13 protein-coding genes are annotated in these 13348 nt (G+C 66.4%); 6 read left to right on the plus strand and 7 right to left on the minus strand.

The genetic code is table 11. From position 1 onward, the window contains the following. Nucleotides 1-94: 94 nt before the first annotated feature. Together SJY12_RS09275 and SJY12_RS09280 are read right to left on the minus strand one after the other, a co-directional pair. Nucleotides 95-2119, minus strand: a complete 2025-nt coding sequence (locus tag SJY12_RS09275) for a ribonucleoside-diphosphate reductase subunit alpha (RefSeq protein ID WP_050601837.1) — start codon at nucleotides 2117-2119, stop codon at nucleotides 95-97. Nucleotides 2120-2704: 585 nt separating this feature from the next. Next, on the minus strand, nucleotides 2705-3595 hold the full coding sequence (locus tag SJY12_RS09280; protein ID WP_050601686.1) for an alpha/beta fold hydrolase: 891 nt from the start codon (nucleotides 3593-3595) through the stop codon (nucleotides 2705-2707). Between the two features lie 254 nt (nucleotides 3596-3849). On the opposite strand from SJY12_RS09280, the gene SJY12_RS09285 reads away from it, so the two are divergent. Beyond that, entirely contained in the window at nucleotides 3850-4197 is a 348-nt protein-coding gene (locus tag SJY12_RS09285; RefSeq protein ID WP_160766102.1) for a PilZ domain-containing protein, read from the plus strand. Nucleotides 4198-4214: 17 nt separating this feature from the next. Here the strand turns inward: SJY12_RS09285 and SJY12_RS09290 are convergent, their stop codons facing one another. After that, nucleotides 4215-5054 carry a GGDEF domain-containing protein gene (locus SJY12_RS09290; RefSeq protein WP_397505176.1) on the minus strand — a complete coding sequence of 280 codons (840 nt, stop codon included), beginning with the start codon at nucleotides 5052-5054 and terminating at the stop codon, nucleotides 4215-4217. 101 nt (nucleotides 5055-5155) lie between these two features. Next, complete coding sequence (gene nadB / locus SJY12_RS09295; protein WP_063511305.1) at nucleotides 5156-6742, minus strand: L-aspartate oxidase; 1587 nt, start codon at nucleotides 6740-6742, stop codon at nucleotides 5156-5158. Nucleotides 6743-6880: 138 nt separating this feature from the next. Here nadB and SJY12_RS09300 point away from each other — a divergent pair, with 138 nt between their 5' ends. Continuing rightward, entirely contained in the window at nucleotides 6881-7069 is a 189-nt protein-coding gene (locus SJY12_RS09300; RefSeq protein ID WP_156488705.1) for a hypothetical protein, read from the plus strand. A gap of 9 nt (nucleotides 7070-7078) precedes the next feature. On the opposite strand, the gene SJY12_RS09305 is transcribed toward SJY12_RS09300, so the two are convergent. Then, nucleotides 7079-8017, minus strand: a complete 939-nt coding sequence (locus SJY12_RS09305) for an ABC transporter ATP-binding protein (protein WP_050601681.1) — start codon at nucleotides 8015-8017, stop codon at nucleotides 7079-7081. An 84-nt stretch (nucleotides 8018-8101) separates the two neighbouring features. Here SJY12_RS09305 and SJY12_RS09310 point away from each other — a divergent pair, with 84 nt between their 5' ends. The 4 genes from SJY12_RS09310 (at nucleotide 8102) to SJY12_RS09325 (ending at nucleotide 11407) form a co-directional block, all read left to right on the plus strand. After that, the gene (locus SJY12_RS09310; protein WP_063505437.1) at nucleotides 8102-8362 is read left to right on the plus strand and encodes a zinc-finger domain-containing protein; all 261 of its coding nucleotides are present in this window, start codon (nucleotides 8102-8104) and stop codon (nucleotides 8360-8362) included. A 98-nt stretch (nucleotides 8363-8460) separates the two neighbouring features. Beyond that, nucleotides 8461-9882 carry a metalloprotease TldD gene (gene tldD / locus SJY12_RS09315; protein WP_397505177.1) on the plus strand — a complete coding sequence of 474 codons (1422 nt, stop codon included), beginning with the start codon at nucleotides 8461-8463 and terminating at the stop codon, nucleotides 9880-9882. Nucleotides 9883-9938: 56 nt separating this feature from the next. After that, nucleotides 9939-10346, plus strand: a complete 408-nt coding sequence (locus SJY12_RS09320) for a hypothetical protein (protein WP_397505178.1) — start codon at nucleotides 9939-9941, stop codon at nucleotides 10344-10346. Nucleotides 10347-10441: 95 nt separating this feature from the next. Continuing rightward, nucleotides 10442-11407, plus strand: a complete 966-nt coding sequence (locus tag SJY12_RS09325) for an oxidoreductase (RefSeq protein ID WP_397505179.1) — start codon at nucleotides 10442-10444, stop codon at nucleotides 11405-11407. Here the strand turns inward: SJY12_RS09325 and nth are convergent. After that, on the minus strand, nucleotides 11391-12053 hold the full coding sequence (gene nth, locus SJY12_RS09330) for an endonuclease III domain-containing protein (RefSeq protein ID WP_397505180.1): 663 nt from the start codon (nucleotides 12051-12053) through the stop codon (nucleotides 11391-11393). The two genes, SJY12_RS09325 and nth, sit on opposite strands and share 17 nt — an antisense overlap. Further along, a complete protein-coding gene (locus tag SJY12_RS09335) occupies nucleotides 12050-13342 on the minus strand; it encodes an NRAMP family divalent metal transporter (protein WP_397505182.1) in 1293 nt (430 codons plus the stop codon). The genes nth and SJY12_RS09335 overlap by 4 nt, the downstream gene beginning before the upstream one ends. Between the last annotated feature and the right edge of the window lie 6 nt (nucleotides 13343-13348).

The following is a 13348-nucleotide window of genomic DNA, read 5'->3' on the forward strand; positions in this document are numbered from 1 at the left end:
CCCCGCCCCGGATGTCCGGCGGCGGGGTTTCTCTTGTCCTGTGTGCAGGTGACGCTGCAGGGGGCGATCCCTGCGGCTTGCCGGCATCACGGGCCTACTGGCAGGCGAGGCATTCCTCGTAATCGGTCTGCTCGGCGCCCGCGGCCAGTTCGAACTTCGCGGCATCGGCGGTGTTGTCCGCCTCTACGCCGCCCGCGAAACCGGCGCGCTGCACGCTCTTCGAGCGGAGGTAGTAGAGCGACTTGATGCCCTTTTCCCACGCCTGGAAGTGCAGCATCATCAGGTCCCACTTGTCGACATCGGCCGGGATGAACAGGTTCAGCGACTGCGCCTGGTCGATGAAGGGGGCCCGGTCGCCGGCGAATTCGAGCAGCCAGCGCTGGTCGATTTCGAAGCTGGTCTTGAAGGTCGCCTTTTCCTCGGGCGTCAGGAAGTCGAGATGCTGGACGCTGCCGCCCCGCTCGAGGATCGAATTCCAGACATTGGTCGAGTTCTTGCTCTTCCGGTCGAGGATCTTCTCGAGATAGGGGTTCTTGACGATGAACGAGCCCGACAGCGTCTTGTGCGTGTAGATGTTGGCCGGGATCGGTTCGATGCAGGCGCTGGTCCCGCCGCAGATGATGCTGATCGACGCGGTCGGCGCGATCGCCATCTTGCAGCTGAAGCGTTCCATCGCGCCGGTTTCGGCAGCGTCGGGGCACGGCCCGCGTTCCTGCGCCAGCACCAGCGAGGCTTCTTCCGCCTTGGCGCTGATATGCTTGAACATCTTGAGGTTCCACACCTTGGCCATCGGGCTTTCGAAGCCGATGCTCTTGGCCTGGAGGAAGGAGTGGAAGCCCATCACGCCGAGGCCCACGCTGCGTTCGCGCATGGCCGAATATTTCGCGCGCGCCATCTGGTCGGGCGCCCGGTCGATATAGTCCTGCAGGACGTTGTCGAGGAAGCGCATGATGTCCTCGATGAACTGCTTGTCGCCGCTCCATTCGTCCCATTTCTCGAGATTGAGCGAGGACAGGCAGCACACTGCAGTGCGATCGTTGCCGAGATGGTCGATGCCGGTGGGCAGCGTGATTTCGGCGCACAGGTTCGAGGTCGAGACCTTGAGCCCCAGTTCGCGGTGATGCTTGGGCATCATGCGGTTCACCGTGTCGGAGAACACGATGTAGGGTTCGCCCGTGGCGAGCCGGGTTTCGACCAGCTTCTGGAACAGGCCGCGCGCGTCGATGGTCTTGCGCACCGATCCGTCGCGCGGGGACACGAGGTCGAATTCCTCGCCCGCGCGCACCGCTTCCATGAAGGCATCGGTGACCAGCACGCCGTGGTGCAGGTTCAGCGCCTTGCGGTTGAAGTCGCCGCTCGGCTTGCGGATCTCGAGGAACTCCTCGATCTCGGGGTGCGAAACGTCGATATAGCAGGCGGCCGAACCGCGGCGCAGCGAGCCTTGCGAAATTGCGAGCGTGAGCGAATCCATCACCCGCACGAAGGGGATGATGCCGCTGGTCTTGCCATTGAGGCCGACCGGTTCGCCGATCCCGCGGACATTGCCCCAATAGGTGCCGATGCCGCCGCCCTTCGAGGCGAGCCAGACGTTCTCGTTCCAAGTGTTGACGATGCCGTCGAGGCTGTCCGACACGCTGTTGAGATAGCAGGAAATCGGCAGCCCGCGCGTGGTGCCGCCGTTCGACAGCACGGGCGTGGCGGGCATGAACCACAGGTTCGAGATATAGTCGTAAAGCCGCTGCGCATGTTCGGCATCGTCGGCGAAATAATCGGCCACACGCGCAAACAGGTCCTGGTAGCCTTCACCCGGCAGCAGGTAACGATCAGTCAGCGTTTCCTTGCCGAATTCGGTCAGCAGCGCATCGCGGCTCTCGTCGGTCTTCACGTCGAACCGGCGATCGAGCACCTTCTTGCTGTCATGTTCGGCCGCTTCCGAGGTCGCGCTGGCGACCGCGCCGGCCAGCGCCTGGCCAGCGGCATCCTGCACCAGATCTTCGCTGCCCTTGTCCGTCCTGTCCATGGCGACCGCTTTCTCATCCGTGGTGGGTTCGGTGGCGGTGTCGTCCTGTGTTTCGATATCCAGTGTCATCGCCGTGTCGTCCCCGCTTTTGAAATCCATCGTCAGCCCCGCCATTGTGGTGCGCCACCGGTCTGCCGATGCAGCCCGGATGTTCCGCTTGTGTTCGAGTCGGCAAGACGTGCGTCCCACCTAGCAAAATTGCGTCGGTCGAGGGCGGAAACTTATCCCGTATTTCCCCACAACCCCGGCCTGGGCGGCACCCACCCGATATGGGGAGCTTTGCCGCCGAAAGCTAGGTCTTGTGGGTTAACCCCGCAGACCAACCACTAGATACTGAATCAGTGAGTCCCTGCGCGCAAGGGGGCTCGCGGCGAATTGGCGCGCTGCGGGGCCGCCCGGACAGGGTGCGTTAGACAAGTGCAACGCTGCGACGCGTGGACCAAGCTGGACTTGCCGCGGACGCAAGGGGCAAAATGAATCCGGGAAAAAAATTTTGCGGGCAAAAATCATCGTTCCGGCTTGAGAATCATTCGAATCCGGACGCGCAATTTTGGAATCGGGCAGCTCCCCCCACGCCGCCGCCGAACGCGCCGTGTCAGGCCCGCGAAGGCCCTGCAGCGGCAGCCGAATCGGGCGCGCGGGGTAAGACCCCCGCGCCCAAACCGGAGTTCCGGTCCGCTGGCGCTATTCCGCAGCCGAACGGGCGTGGGTGGCCACCGCATCGGCGATGTCGTCGACGAGTTCGACCGGGAGGTCGTGGCCCCATCCGGGAATCGTCCTGATCCGAGCACCGGGGATGGTGGCGGCCGTGTCGCGCCCGCCTTCGCACGGGACCAGCGGATCGTCTTCGCCATGCAGCACCAGCGTGGGCACTGCGATCTGCTTGAGCATTTCGCGCCGGTCGCCATCGGCGACGATCGCCGAGAGATGCCGCGTTGGCCCTTCGGGATAGAAGCTGCGCTGAACGCTGGCGCGGGTGCGCTCGCGCAAGTGGTCTTCGGCAGCGGGATAGCCCGGCGAGCCGATCGTGCGCGCGAGCATCATCCCGTGGTCGACCAATGCGTCCTCGTCGCTGCTGGCGGGCCGCGTGATCAGCGCCTTCATCGCCTCGGGCTTGGCAGCGGGCAGCTTGGGATTGCCCGTGGTCGAGAAGATCGAGGTGAGCGAGAGGCATTTGTCCGCATGGCGCGCGGCGAAATGCTGCGCGATCATCCCGCCCATGCTGGCACCGACGATATGCGCTTTGTCGATCCCCAGTGCGTCGAGCAGCCCGGCACCATCATCCGCCATGTCGGCCAGCGTGTAAGGCACTTTGGGCTTCAGGCCGATCTTCGACAGCAACGTCATCTTGACGATCCCGGGCGCTTTGACCCCGTCGAATTTCTGGCTCAGCCCGACATCGCGATTGTCGTAGCGGATGACGCGAAATCCGCGTTCGACCAAGGCGTCCACCAGCTCTTCGGGCCACAGCGTCAATTGCGCGCCGAAGCCCATGATCAAAAGCATCGGCGGATTGGCCGCATCGCCCCGCTCTTCGTAGTGAATTTCGATCCCGTTCGCCGTCGCTTTAGGCAATGCCGTCTCCCCGTCCGATGGTTGCAGGGCCGACCTCACCGCATCCACCCACGCTTGTCCAGCGCAATCGGGCGGCGCGGCTCGCCGCGCGAAGGCACCGGCAATGGCGTGTGCATACAATCGGAAACCGCCGGAAAGTGGCATCCCTCCCTGCAGGCCGGGAAAGCGCGCGAGGCCGCCGGTGAAGCAGACCGTGCAGGCCTCGCGCTCGATCGGGTGCCGCGCGGGCGGCGTGAGGATGGAGGGCCTGCGGGATGAGTGAGAGGACGATGGAGCGACGCGGAGAGGATCGCAGCGGCACGCTGGACGACCTGCGCATCACCATCGGCGGCCACGGGCTGCGCTGCGCCATGCGCAATCTGTCCCCCTCTGGCTGCATGGTCGAATGCCAGGATATCGTGGCCGAAGTGGGCACCCGGGTCGAAGTCGTGCTGCTGCCCGGCCAGGTGGCGGCGGGGGAAGTCGCCTGGCAGCTGGGCGAGAGCATCGGGATCTTCTTCCTCGAACCCGTCAGCCAGCGAGTCGTGCGCCACTATGCCATGGACGACTGGATGCTGCGCAGCGACTGGTCGATGGCGACCTGGCGATCGGCGTCCGACTGACGCGGCGCGGCGCGCGCTTACGCGCCGGCCATGCGCTCTTCCCGCTTGCGGCTGTACATTTCGCGGTCGGCTTCCTTCACCGCGGCCTCGATCGCTTCCGCCGACATCGCAGATATTTCCGCATAGCCCGCGCTGAAAGTGACCGGTATCCCGTCTAGCCGGGCGATCGGGCGGCGGCGGAGCGATAGCTGGACGCGTTTCAGCACCCGCCGCGCTTCTTCGATCGACATGTCCTTGAGGAACACCACGAATTCATCGCCGCCCCAGCGTGCAGCGACATCCTGCGACCGTGTGCGGTCCTTGAGCCGATCGGCGATCGAGCGCAGCAAGCGGTCACCCTCGGCATGGCCCAACTGGTCGTTGACCTGCTTGAACCGGTTGCCGTCGAGCAGCGCGAGCGTGCCGCGCGCCGAGGGGTCCTGTTCGAGCAGTTCGGCGAAACCGCGCCGGTTGAACAGGCCTGTAAGCGGGTCGGTTACCGCCATATCCTTGAGTTCATCGAACCGCTCGCTGGTCGAGCGCAGCGCGTGCGCCACGGATTCGAGCAATTCGCCCGCCATGTCGGGCCCGCCCGCGGGAATGTCCTGCACCGGGGTTCCGTCACGCAGCGCGCGCATGCCGCGGGTCGCGACGGAAACCGGGCGAAGCAGCCCGGCCAGTCCGGCGATGGCAAAGCCGCTGCCGATCACCGTCGCAATCAGCAGCACGGTGAAGGTCGGCCAGTCCCAATGTCCCCGGATCGCTTCGAGTACGAGATAGGTGATCAGCGGGATATGCACCGCCCCGAAGCTGATGGTGAAGATACGGGCAGTGTAGTGGCGGGGGAAGATAAAGGAGGTCGCTCGGTAGAAACGCATGAAGCTGCTGGCCCTCGTGCCGTATGTTTGTCGTTGTTCCAGCACGGTAATCCGTACCGGCGAGCGCGGTTCCGTGCCGGGATCGCGGCGCAGCGCGCGTGCTAGGGGATGAGCACGGTGTCGCGGGCCACCGGATCGGTCACGGGGTAATCGGTGATGAAATGCAGCCCGCGGCTTTCCTTCCGGCTGAGCGCGCTCTGCACGATCAGATTGGCGCATTCGAGCAGGTTGCGCAGTTCGATCAGGTCGGTGGTGACGCGGAAGTGGCCGTAATAATCCTCGACCTCCTCGCGCAGCAGGCGGATGCGGTGCGCCGCGCGCTCCAGCCGCTTGGTGGTCCGCACGATGCCGACGTAATTCCACATGAAGCGGCGGATCTCGGTCCAGTTCTGCTTGATCACCACCTCCTCGTCCGAATCGGTCACCCGGCTTTCGTCCCAGGCAAGGATTGCGGGCGGATCATCGAGCGTGTCCCAGCATTCGAGGATGTCCTTTGCCGCCGCCTCGCCGAAGACAAAGCATTCGAGAAGGCTGTTCGACGCGAGGCGGTTGGCGCCGTGCAGGCCGCTTTCGGTGCATTCGCCCGCCGCCCACAGGCCCGGCAGGTCGGTCTTCGCATCGAGCCCGATCTTGATGCCGCCGCAGGTGTAGTGCTGCGCCGGGACGACCGGGATCGGGCCCTTGGTCATGTCGATGCCCAGCCCGAGCAGTTTCTCGTGGATCGTCGGAAAGTGCTGGCGCACGAATTCGGGCGGCTGGTGGCTGATGTCGAGATGGACGTAATCGAGCCCGTAGCGCTTGATCTGGTCGTCATTGGCGCGTGCGACGATGTCGCGCGGCGCCAGTTCCATCCGCTCGGGATCGTATTTTTCCATATACCGCTCGCCGGTATCGGGATTGACCAGCCGGCCGCCCTCGCCGCGCACCGCCTCGGTGATGAGGAAATTCTTGACCTCGAGATTGTAGAGGCAGGTCGGGTGGAACTGCATCATTTCCATGTTCGACACCCGCGCCCCCGCCCGCCAGGCCATCGCGATCCCGTCGCCCGTGGCCCCGCGCGGCGCGGTGGAAAAGAGATAGACGCGCCCTGCGCCGCCCGCTGCCATGACCGTGGCGCGCGCGACATGCGCGACGACCTTGCCGCTGCCTTCGTCCAGCGCATAGGCGCCCCAGACCCGGCCCGATCCCGAATAGGCGACCTGGTTGCGGCCGGTGATCAGATCGACGCAGCTTTGCCCCGGCAGCAGCGTGATATTGGGGTTTTCCTCCGCCGCCTTGAGCAGCGCGGCCTGCACCGCCCAGCCGGTCGCATCGTTCACATGGACAATCCGGCGATGCGAATGCCCGCCTTCGCGGGTGAGGTGCAGGTCATCCTCTTCGCGGTTGAACGGGACCCCCAGTTCGCACAGGCGGTCGATCGAGGCGGGGGCGCGCTCGATCACGAATTCGACCGTTTCGCGGTCGTTGAGCCCCGCGCCGGCAACCATCGTGTCGCGGATGTGGTTGTCGAACGTATCGCCCGCATCGAGCACCGCGGCGATGCCGCCCTGCGCCCATGCGGTGGAGCCACTGTCGAGCCTGCCCTTGGCTAGGACCAGGACCTTCTTGGTTTCGGCCAGCGCGAGCGCGGCGGTGAGACCGGCGGCGCCCGAACCGATCACGAGGACGTCGTGCGGGGTGTCTGTCATGCGCGCGTCATGCCGATCCAATCACTACGCGGCAAGCAAGGAACGATTCGGCGCAGCAAGCTTATTGTCGGCCGATCTTCGGCCTAGGGGGCGCGGCAACAGGGGACATACATAACGGGACTGGAGGGTCGCGACATCATGACTATGGGACGTATCGGCTGTGCCCTGGGCCGGCACAGCATCGACCGCGAGAAGATCACGCGCGTCAGCGGGCAGCAGGTCGGGCGCTGCCGCAATTGCAAGGCACCGATGGAAGAAGTCGAACCGCATTCGTGGGCGGTACAGAAGGTCCGCGATGCGGGCCTGGGCCCACGCGCGTTCATGTAATCGGGGCGATCACCCCGCGCCGGTCAGCTGGACGAAGACATCTTCCAGGTCGGCTTCGCGGGTGGTGACATCCTCGATCGCATAGCCGTGCGACTGGACGAGCGCGAGCACCTGCCCCGCGCTCGTCCGGTCGCGATCATAGGTAATCTCCAGCCGCCGCGGTTCGATCACTTCGGCCTTGGTGAAGGCGGGCTCCATGATCGGGCCGCCCAGATCCTTGTCGACGGTGATCGAGACGATCTTTTCGCGCGCCATGTCGACCAGTTCGCGGGTCGGCTTGTCGGCGATCAGCTCGCCGTGGTTGATGATCGCAATGCGGTCGCACAGCTGCTCGGCTTCCTCGAGATAATGCGTGGTCAGCACCACGGTCACGCCCTCGCGGTTGAGTTCGGTCACCAGTTCCCACAGCTGGCGGCGCAGTTCGACATCGACCCCGGCGGTCGGCTCGTCGAGCACCAGGATCGGCGGTGAATGGACCATCGCCTTGGCAATCAGCAGGCGCCGTTTCATCCCGCCCGACAGCGTGCGCGCATAGGCATCGCGCTTGTCCCACAGATGGACCGCCTTGAGCAGTTCCTCGCTGCGCCGCTCGGCCTTGGGGATGCCGTAGAACCCGGCCTGGTTCTCCAGCACTTCGAACGGGGTGAAGAACGGATCGAAGACGATTTCCTGCGGCACGATGCCGATCGAACGCTTGGCATTGCGCGGATTGTCGTCGGTATCGAATCCCCAGATCTCGGCATTGCCGCCCGTCTTGCGCACCAGCCCCGCAAGGATGTTGATCAGCGTCGACTTGCCCGCGCCATTGGGGCCGAGCAGGCCGAAGATCCCGCCCTGCGGCACGTCGAAGCTCACCCCCTTGAGCGCCAGCTTTGGCGGTTCGCCCGGGCCGGGCGAGGCGTATTCCTTGACCAGATTGTCGATACGGATAGCTGGGGGTGTCTGCATGGTGGGTGACCTAGGGGTGCGGCCATGGCGCGACAAGCGGCGAATGCTTGCACCAAGGCAAAGCACATATTATCGGCCTATCGCATGAGCCTGCCTCCTCCCGAAGTCTCCAAGGTCACCACGCGGCGCGTGTGGTGCGATGGCGCGACCGATATCCGCACCGGCAAGAACTATCGTTCCGCCGCGCTGGGGCATCCCAAGATCTATCTCGAAATTGACGAGCACGGCTATGTCGACTGCGGCTATTGCGATCGCCGTTTCGTGCTCGAAGGCGGCCCGGCCGACGGGGTCGACCAGTCGCAGCTGATGGACATTTCCGAAGGCGCCGACCCGGGCCACCGGTAGCTGCCATTCCGGCCGCAGCCGGAATCCGCCGCGGCGGGCGCGGCGGCGCAGGCGATCGCGGCTTTCGCTGGGACGGCGCAGCCCCTACATAGCAGGGCATGACGCCAGCAAACGATCCGCACGCCCTGCTCTACACCCAGCTCGATCCCGAGGAAGCCAAGGCGCTGACCACGCGGCTGCTCGCGCCCTGCGACGATGGCGAGCTCTATCTGCAATTCATGGCGAGCGAGAGTTTCGCCTTCGATGACGGGCGCTTGAAAACCGCCGATTACAGCCGCGATTCGGGGTTCGGCCTGCGCGGCGTATCGGGCGAGACCACCGGCTTTGCGCATGCCAATGAAATCAGCGCCAGGGCAATCGCGCGCGCGGGCGAAACGCTGCGCCTGCTCGATCCCGCCACGGCCGCCAAAGCCGCCCCGCCCGAGCGCACCAACCGGCATCTCTACACCGATGCCAGCCCGCTCGATCTCGTGCCCTTTGCCGAGAAGGTCGCGCTGCTGGAGAAGATCGACGCCGTGGCCCGCGCCAAGGACCCGCGCGTGGCGCAGGTCAGCGCCAGCCTGTCGGGCAGCTGGAGCGCGATCGACATCATCCGTGCCGATGGCTTCACCGCGCGCGACATCCGCCCGCTGGTGCGGCTGAACGTCAGCATCGTAGCCCAAGCCAACGGCCGCCGCGAAACCGGCAGCTTCGGCTTCGGCGGCCGCTATCTTTACGACGATCTGTTCGACGAGGGACGCTGGATGCGGGCGGTCGACGAAGCGGTCCGTCAGGCCATGGTGAACCTCGAAAGCGTCGAGGCCCCGGCGGGCGAGACGAGCGTCCTGCTCGGCCCCGGCTGGCCCGGCATCCTGCTGCACGAAGCGGTCGGGCACGGGCTCGAGGGCGATTTCAACCGCAAGGGCACCAGCGCCTTTGCGGGCCGCATCGGCGAACGCGTGGCGGCCCCCGGCGTCACCGTGATCGACGATGGCAGCATGGCCGATCGCCGCGGGTCGCTGAGCATCGACGACGAAGGCACGCCGACCCGCGAAACCGTGCTGATCGAGGACGGCATTCTCAGGGGCTACATGCAGGACCGCCTCAATGCGCGGCTGATGGGGGTCGAGGCGACCGGCAACGGTCGCCGCCAGTCCTACCAGCACGCGCCGATGCCGCGCATGACCAACACCTTCATGCGGGGTGGCAGCGACGATCCGGCGGAACTGCTAAGCCGGATGAACGACGGCATCTATGCCACCAGCTTCGGCGGGGGGCAGGTCGATATCGTCAGCGGCAAGTTCGTGTTTGCCTGCACCGAGGCCTACAAGGTCGAGAAGGGCAAGGTCGTGGCACCGATCAAGGGCGCGACGCTGATCGGGGACGGCCCGACCGTGCTGACCAAGGTGCGCGGCATCGGCAACGACATGGCGCTCGACGAGGGCGTGGGCATGTGCGGCAAGGGGGGGCAGAGCGTGCCCGCGGGAGTCGGCCAGCCGACCCTGCTGGTCGACGGGATCACGGTGGGCGGAACCGCATGACTCAGCGCAGGTTCAGCCTGCGCGATACACTGTCCCTTTTCCTGAGGAGACCTGTCATGCTCAAGCCACTGATTTTCGCCGCTGCCGCTGCCGGCCTGATGGCCGTTCCCGCCCAGGCGGACGAAGCCGAACCCACTCGCGGCGAAGCGAAGCTCGCCAAGCTGCTCGACGGCCGCATTGCCGGCGAACCGCAGAACTGCATCAGCACCACCGGCAGCCGCAGCCTCAAGCAGATCGACGGCACCGCGCTGACCTATCGCTCGGGCGATACGGTCTGGGTCAACTACACGCGCAACCCGCAAAGCATCGACGACAGCGACATCATGGTGATCAAGCGGTTCAGCGGATCGCGGCTGTGCCGCAGCGACCAGGTCCATCTGGTCGACCGGACCGTGGGCTTTCTGTCCGATGTGCTGATGCTGGACGATTTCGTGCCCTATACGATGCCCGACACCGAAGGCTGAGCCGCAACCGGCCCCGCTGCGCGCCGGCCGCTGAACTGGGGGCTGGCCAAGGCAGTGCGGGCAACGCATAGTTGGGCAGAGGAGAGGACACAGCCATGCCCAGCCACCAGGAACCGGTCAATTCGCCCTTCGGATATCGCTCGACTGCCGGGGAAGTCATCGACGGGATAGACCTGTCGGGCCGCTGCGTCGTCGTAACCGGCGGCTATTCGGGGATCGGCACCGAAACCGTCCGCGCGATTGCCGCAGCCGGTGCGCAGGTCATCGTCGGCGCGCGGCGGACCGGCCAGGCGCATGACGTGCTCGACGCGCTGGACGGCGATATCGCGATCCTTCCGCTCGACTTGGCCGATCCGGCTTCGATCGATGCCTTCGCCGAAGCGGTCGCGGGCCGCACCGACACGATCGACATCCTGATCAACAATGCCGCGATCATGGCCAGCCCGCTTGGTCGCGACGCGCGCGGCTATGAAATGCAGTTCGCCACCAATCACCTGGGCCATTTCCAGCTGACCGCACGGCTGTGGTCGCTGCTGCTGACCGGCGGCGGGGCCCGCGTCGTGGCGTTGTCCTCGATCGGGCACCGGCTCCACGGGCTCGATCTCGACGATCCCCATTTCGAGCGCCGCGACTACGACAAGTGGCTTGCTTACGGACAGGCCAAGTCGGCCAACGCCCTGTTCGCGCTGCAACTCGACAAGCTCGGCGAAAGCCGGGGCGTGCGCGCCTTCGCGGTGCACCCGGGCGGTATCGCTACGCCGCTCCAGCGGCACCTGACGATGGAAGAACAGCGCGCGATGGGCTGGTACGACGAGGACGGCAACGTCCACGAGGCCTTCAAATCGACCGAGGAAGGCGCCGCGACCACCGTGTGGTGCGCGGTTTCGCCGCTGCTCGAAGGCAAGGGCGGCGTCTATTGCGAGGATTGCGAGGTGGCGGTTGCCGCCGATCCCGAGAAACCGCGCGCGGGCGGCTATTACCCGTATATCCGCGACCAGGACCTCGCCGGGAAGCTGTGGACCAAGTCCGAAGCGATGACCGGCGTCAGCTTCCCCGCGTAACGCGGTAGAAGAGGCACAGGTCGGCCACCGGGCACCGCTCGCATTCGGGCGCGCGGGCCCTACAGATGCGCTTGCCCAACTGGATCAGCCAGAAGTGCCCGTCGCGCAGCGCCCATCCCGGCGAGCGTTCCTCGAGCTGCGCCGCGGTCTTGTCCGCCGCCCGTGCCTGCGTGAGGCCGATGCGGTTGCACACGCGGTGGACATGGGTGTCGACTGCGATCACGTCCCGCCCGAAGGTGAAGCTCAGCACGATGTCCGCACATTTGCGTCCGATCCCCGGCAGCGCCATCAGCGCCTCGCGCGCGTCGGGCACCGCACCGCCATGCTCGGCCAGCAGCGCAGTGCAGAAGGCGCGGATATTGCGGGTCTTCATATTGTAGAGCCCGCAGGGCTTGATCGCGCGGGCGATTCTTTCATCGTCCAGCGCGAGCATCGCTTGCGGGGTCCTGGCAAGCGCGAAGAGCGCGCGCGTGGCGGCGGCGGTGTTGCGATCGCGCGACTGGGCCGACAGCATGCAGGAAACACACGACCGGAACGCGTCGGGCTGCCCCTTGGGGCCTTTCGCGCCGGGGGTGCGCCCCGGCATGGCACGGCTGAGACGGCGATAGACTTGCGCCACCTCGTCCGGGGCCAGCACTTCCTTCACCGCATCTCGCGCCGGGTGACCGCGCGCGCGGCAAACACGCCGATGACGGCGAAGGCCGGCAGGATGATCCCCGGCGCGGGCAGGCCGAACCCGAACAGCGTGCCCGCCGCGCGGGTCAGCGCGGTCAGTCCGAGCATGGTCGCCACCCCGACGACCAGCATCCCGAAAGCATTGGCGAGCAGGCCGTTGGCATGCCCGCCCAGTGCAGCCGCGTCATTCATCGCTGCCAGCAGGAACAGCGCCACCAGCGGAAGCAGTGCGCCATTGAACGCCTGCGCCGCGAGGATCGCGGGGGCCGGCCGGATGTCGGCTAGCCCCAAACCGAGCCCCACGAGCAAGATGCCCGCCCAAACCGCGCGGAAGCGCCAGCCGTCCGCCTGCCACTGCTGATCACCGGGCGCGCCGAACAGGCCGCGCGCGGTCAGCGCCGCGGCCAGCGGCGCCGTCACCGCAGAGGATACGCCCGCGGCAAGCAAGCCGATGCCCACGCCGGTCCGCGCCCACGGGCCCAGCCGGTCGGCCAGCACGTCGCCCAGCGCCGGGAAAGAGAATTCGCCAACGAGCGCCGTGCCCACGACCAGCACGGCAGCGGTGATGAGTACCCCGATCGCCACTGCCACTGCCAGGCCGAAGCGCATGTCGCCCAGCCCCTGGCCGCGCGCGAGGGCCGCGCCCAGGAACAGGTTGTAGGGGACGACAGTCGTCCCGACGAGCGCGAGCACTGCCAGCAGCGCAGCGGAGTCGTCGGCGAAACCCGGTTCCGGCACCAGGCCGGCGACCAAGGTTCCGATGGCCGGGGCCAGCGACACTGCGACGAGCAGGAAACCCGCCCCCATCAGAGCCACAAATGCGGCCATCAGGCGCGCTACGAATTGCGGCGAACCCGCCAGCAGCAGCGCGCCTGCAGCGAGCGCGAGGCCCAGCGTCACCGCGCCGCGCGGCGCGTCGAGCGCCAGCATCGCCCCCGCTGCCCCGCCGAGGATATTCCCGGCTTCATAGGCCGCGCAGCCGAGCAGGATCGCGCCGCCGACCAGGGTCACCGTCGCCACCCGCGCGAAACCGGTCGGGTAGCGGCGCCGTAACACCGTCGCCAGATCGTCGCCCGTGGTCACCGCGAGCCGTCCGGCGAATTCCTGCAGCGTGAAGGTTGCAATGCCCGAGAACAGGATGGCCCACAGCAGCGCCGGGCCAAGCGAGGCACCCGTGCTGGCCGCGACGGTCACCGTGCCGGGACCGATGAACGCAGCCGCGATCGCGGACCACAGGAGGATCGAGCCAAGACGTTTCATGCGCAG

The organism is Qipengyuania sp. R86523 (assembly GCF_044596365.1).
Lineage (GTDB): Bacteria > Pseudomonadota > Alphaproteobacteria > Sphingomonadales > Sphingomonadaceae > Qipengyuania > Qipengyuania citrea.

Coding starts and splice junctions, on each gene's coding strand:
- SJY12_RS09275 (WP_050601837.1), bottom strand. CDS start 2,119: ATGGATTTCAAAAGCGGGGACGACACGGCGATGACACTGGATATCGAA.
- SJY12_RS09285 (WP_160766102.1), top strand. CDS start 3,850: ATGAGTGAGAGGACGATGGAGCGACGCGGAGAGGATCGCAGCGGCACG.
- SJY12_RS09290 (WP_397505176.1), bottom strand. CDS start 5,054: ATGCGTTTCTACCGAGCGACCTCCTTTATCTTCCCCCGCCACTACACT.
- nadB (WP_063511305.1), bottom strand. CDS start 6,742: ATGACAGACACCCCGCACGACGTCCTCGTGATCGGTTCGGGCGCCGCC.
- SJY12_RS09300 (WP_156488705.1), top strand. CDS start 6,881: ATGACTATGGGACGTATCGGCTGTGCCCTGGGCCGGCACAGCATCGAC.
- SJY12_RS09305 (WP_050601681.1), bottom strand. CDS start 8,017: ATGCAGACACCCCCAGCTATCCGTATCGACAATCTGGTCAAGGAATAC.
- SJY12_RS09310 (WP_063505437.1), top strand. CDS start 8,102: ATGAGCCTGCCTCCTCCCGAAGTCTCCAAGGTCACCACGCGGCGCGTG.
- tldD (WP_397505177.1), top strand. CDS start 8,461: ATGACGCCAGCAAACGATCCGCACGCCCTGCTCTACACCCAGCTCGAT.
- SJY12_RS09320 (WP_397505178.1), top strand. CDS start 9,939: ATGCTCAAGCCACTGATTTTCGCCGCTGCCGCTGCCGGCCTGATGGCC.
- SJY12_RS09325 (WP_397505179.1), top strand. CDS start 10,442: ATGCCCAGCCACCAGGAACCGGTCAATTCGCCCTTCGGATATCGCTCG.
- SJY12_RS09335 (WP_397505182.1), bottom strand. CDS start 13,342: ATGAAACGTCTTGGCTCGATCCTCCTGTGGTCCGCGATCGCGGCTGCG.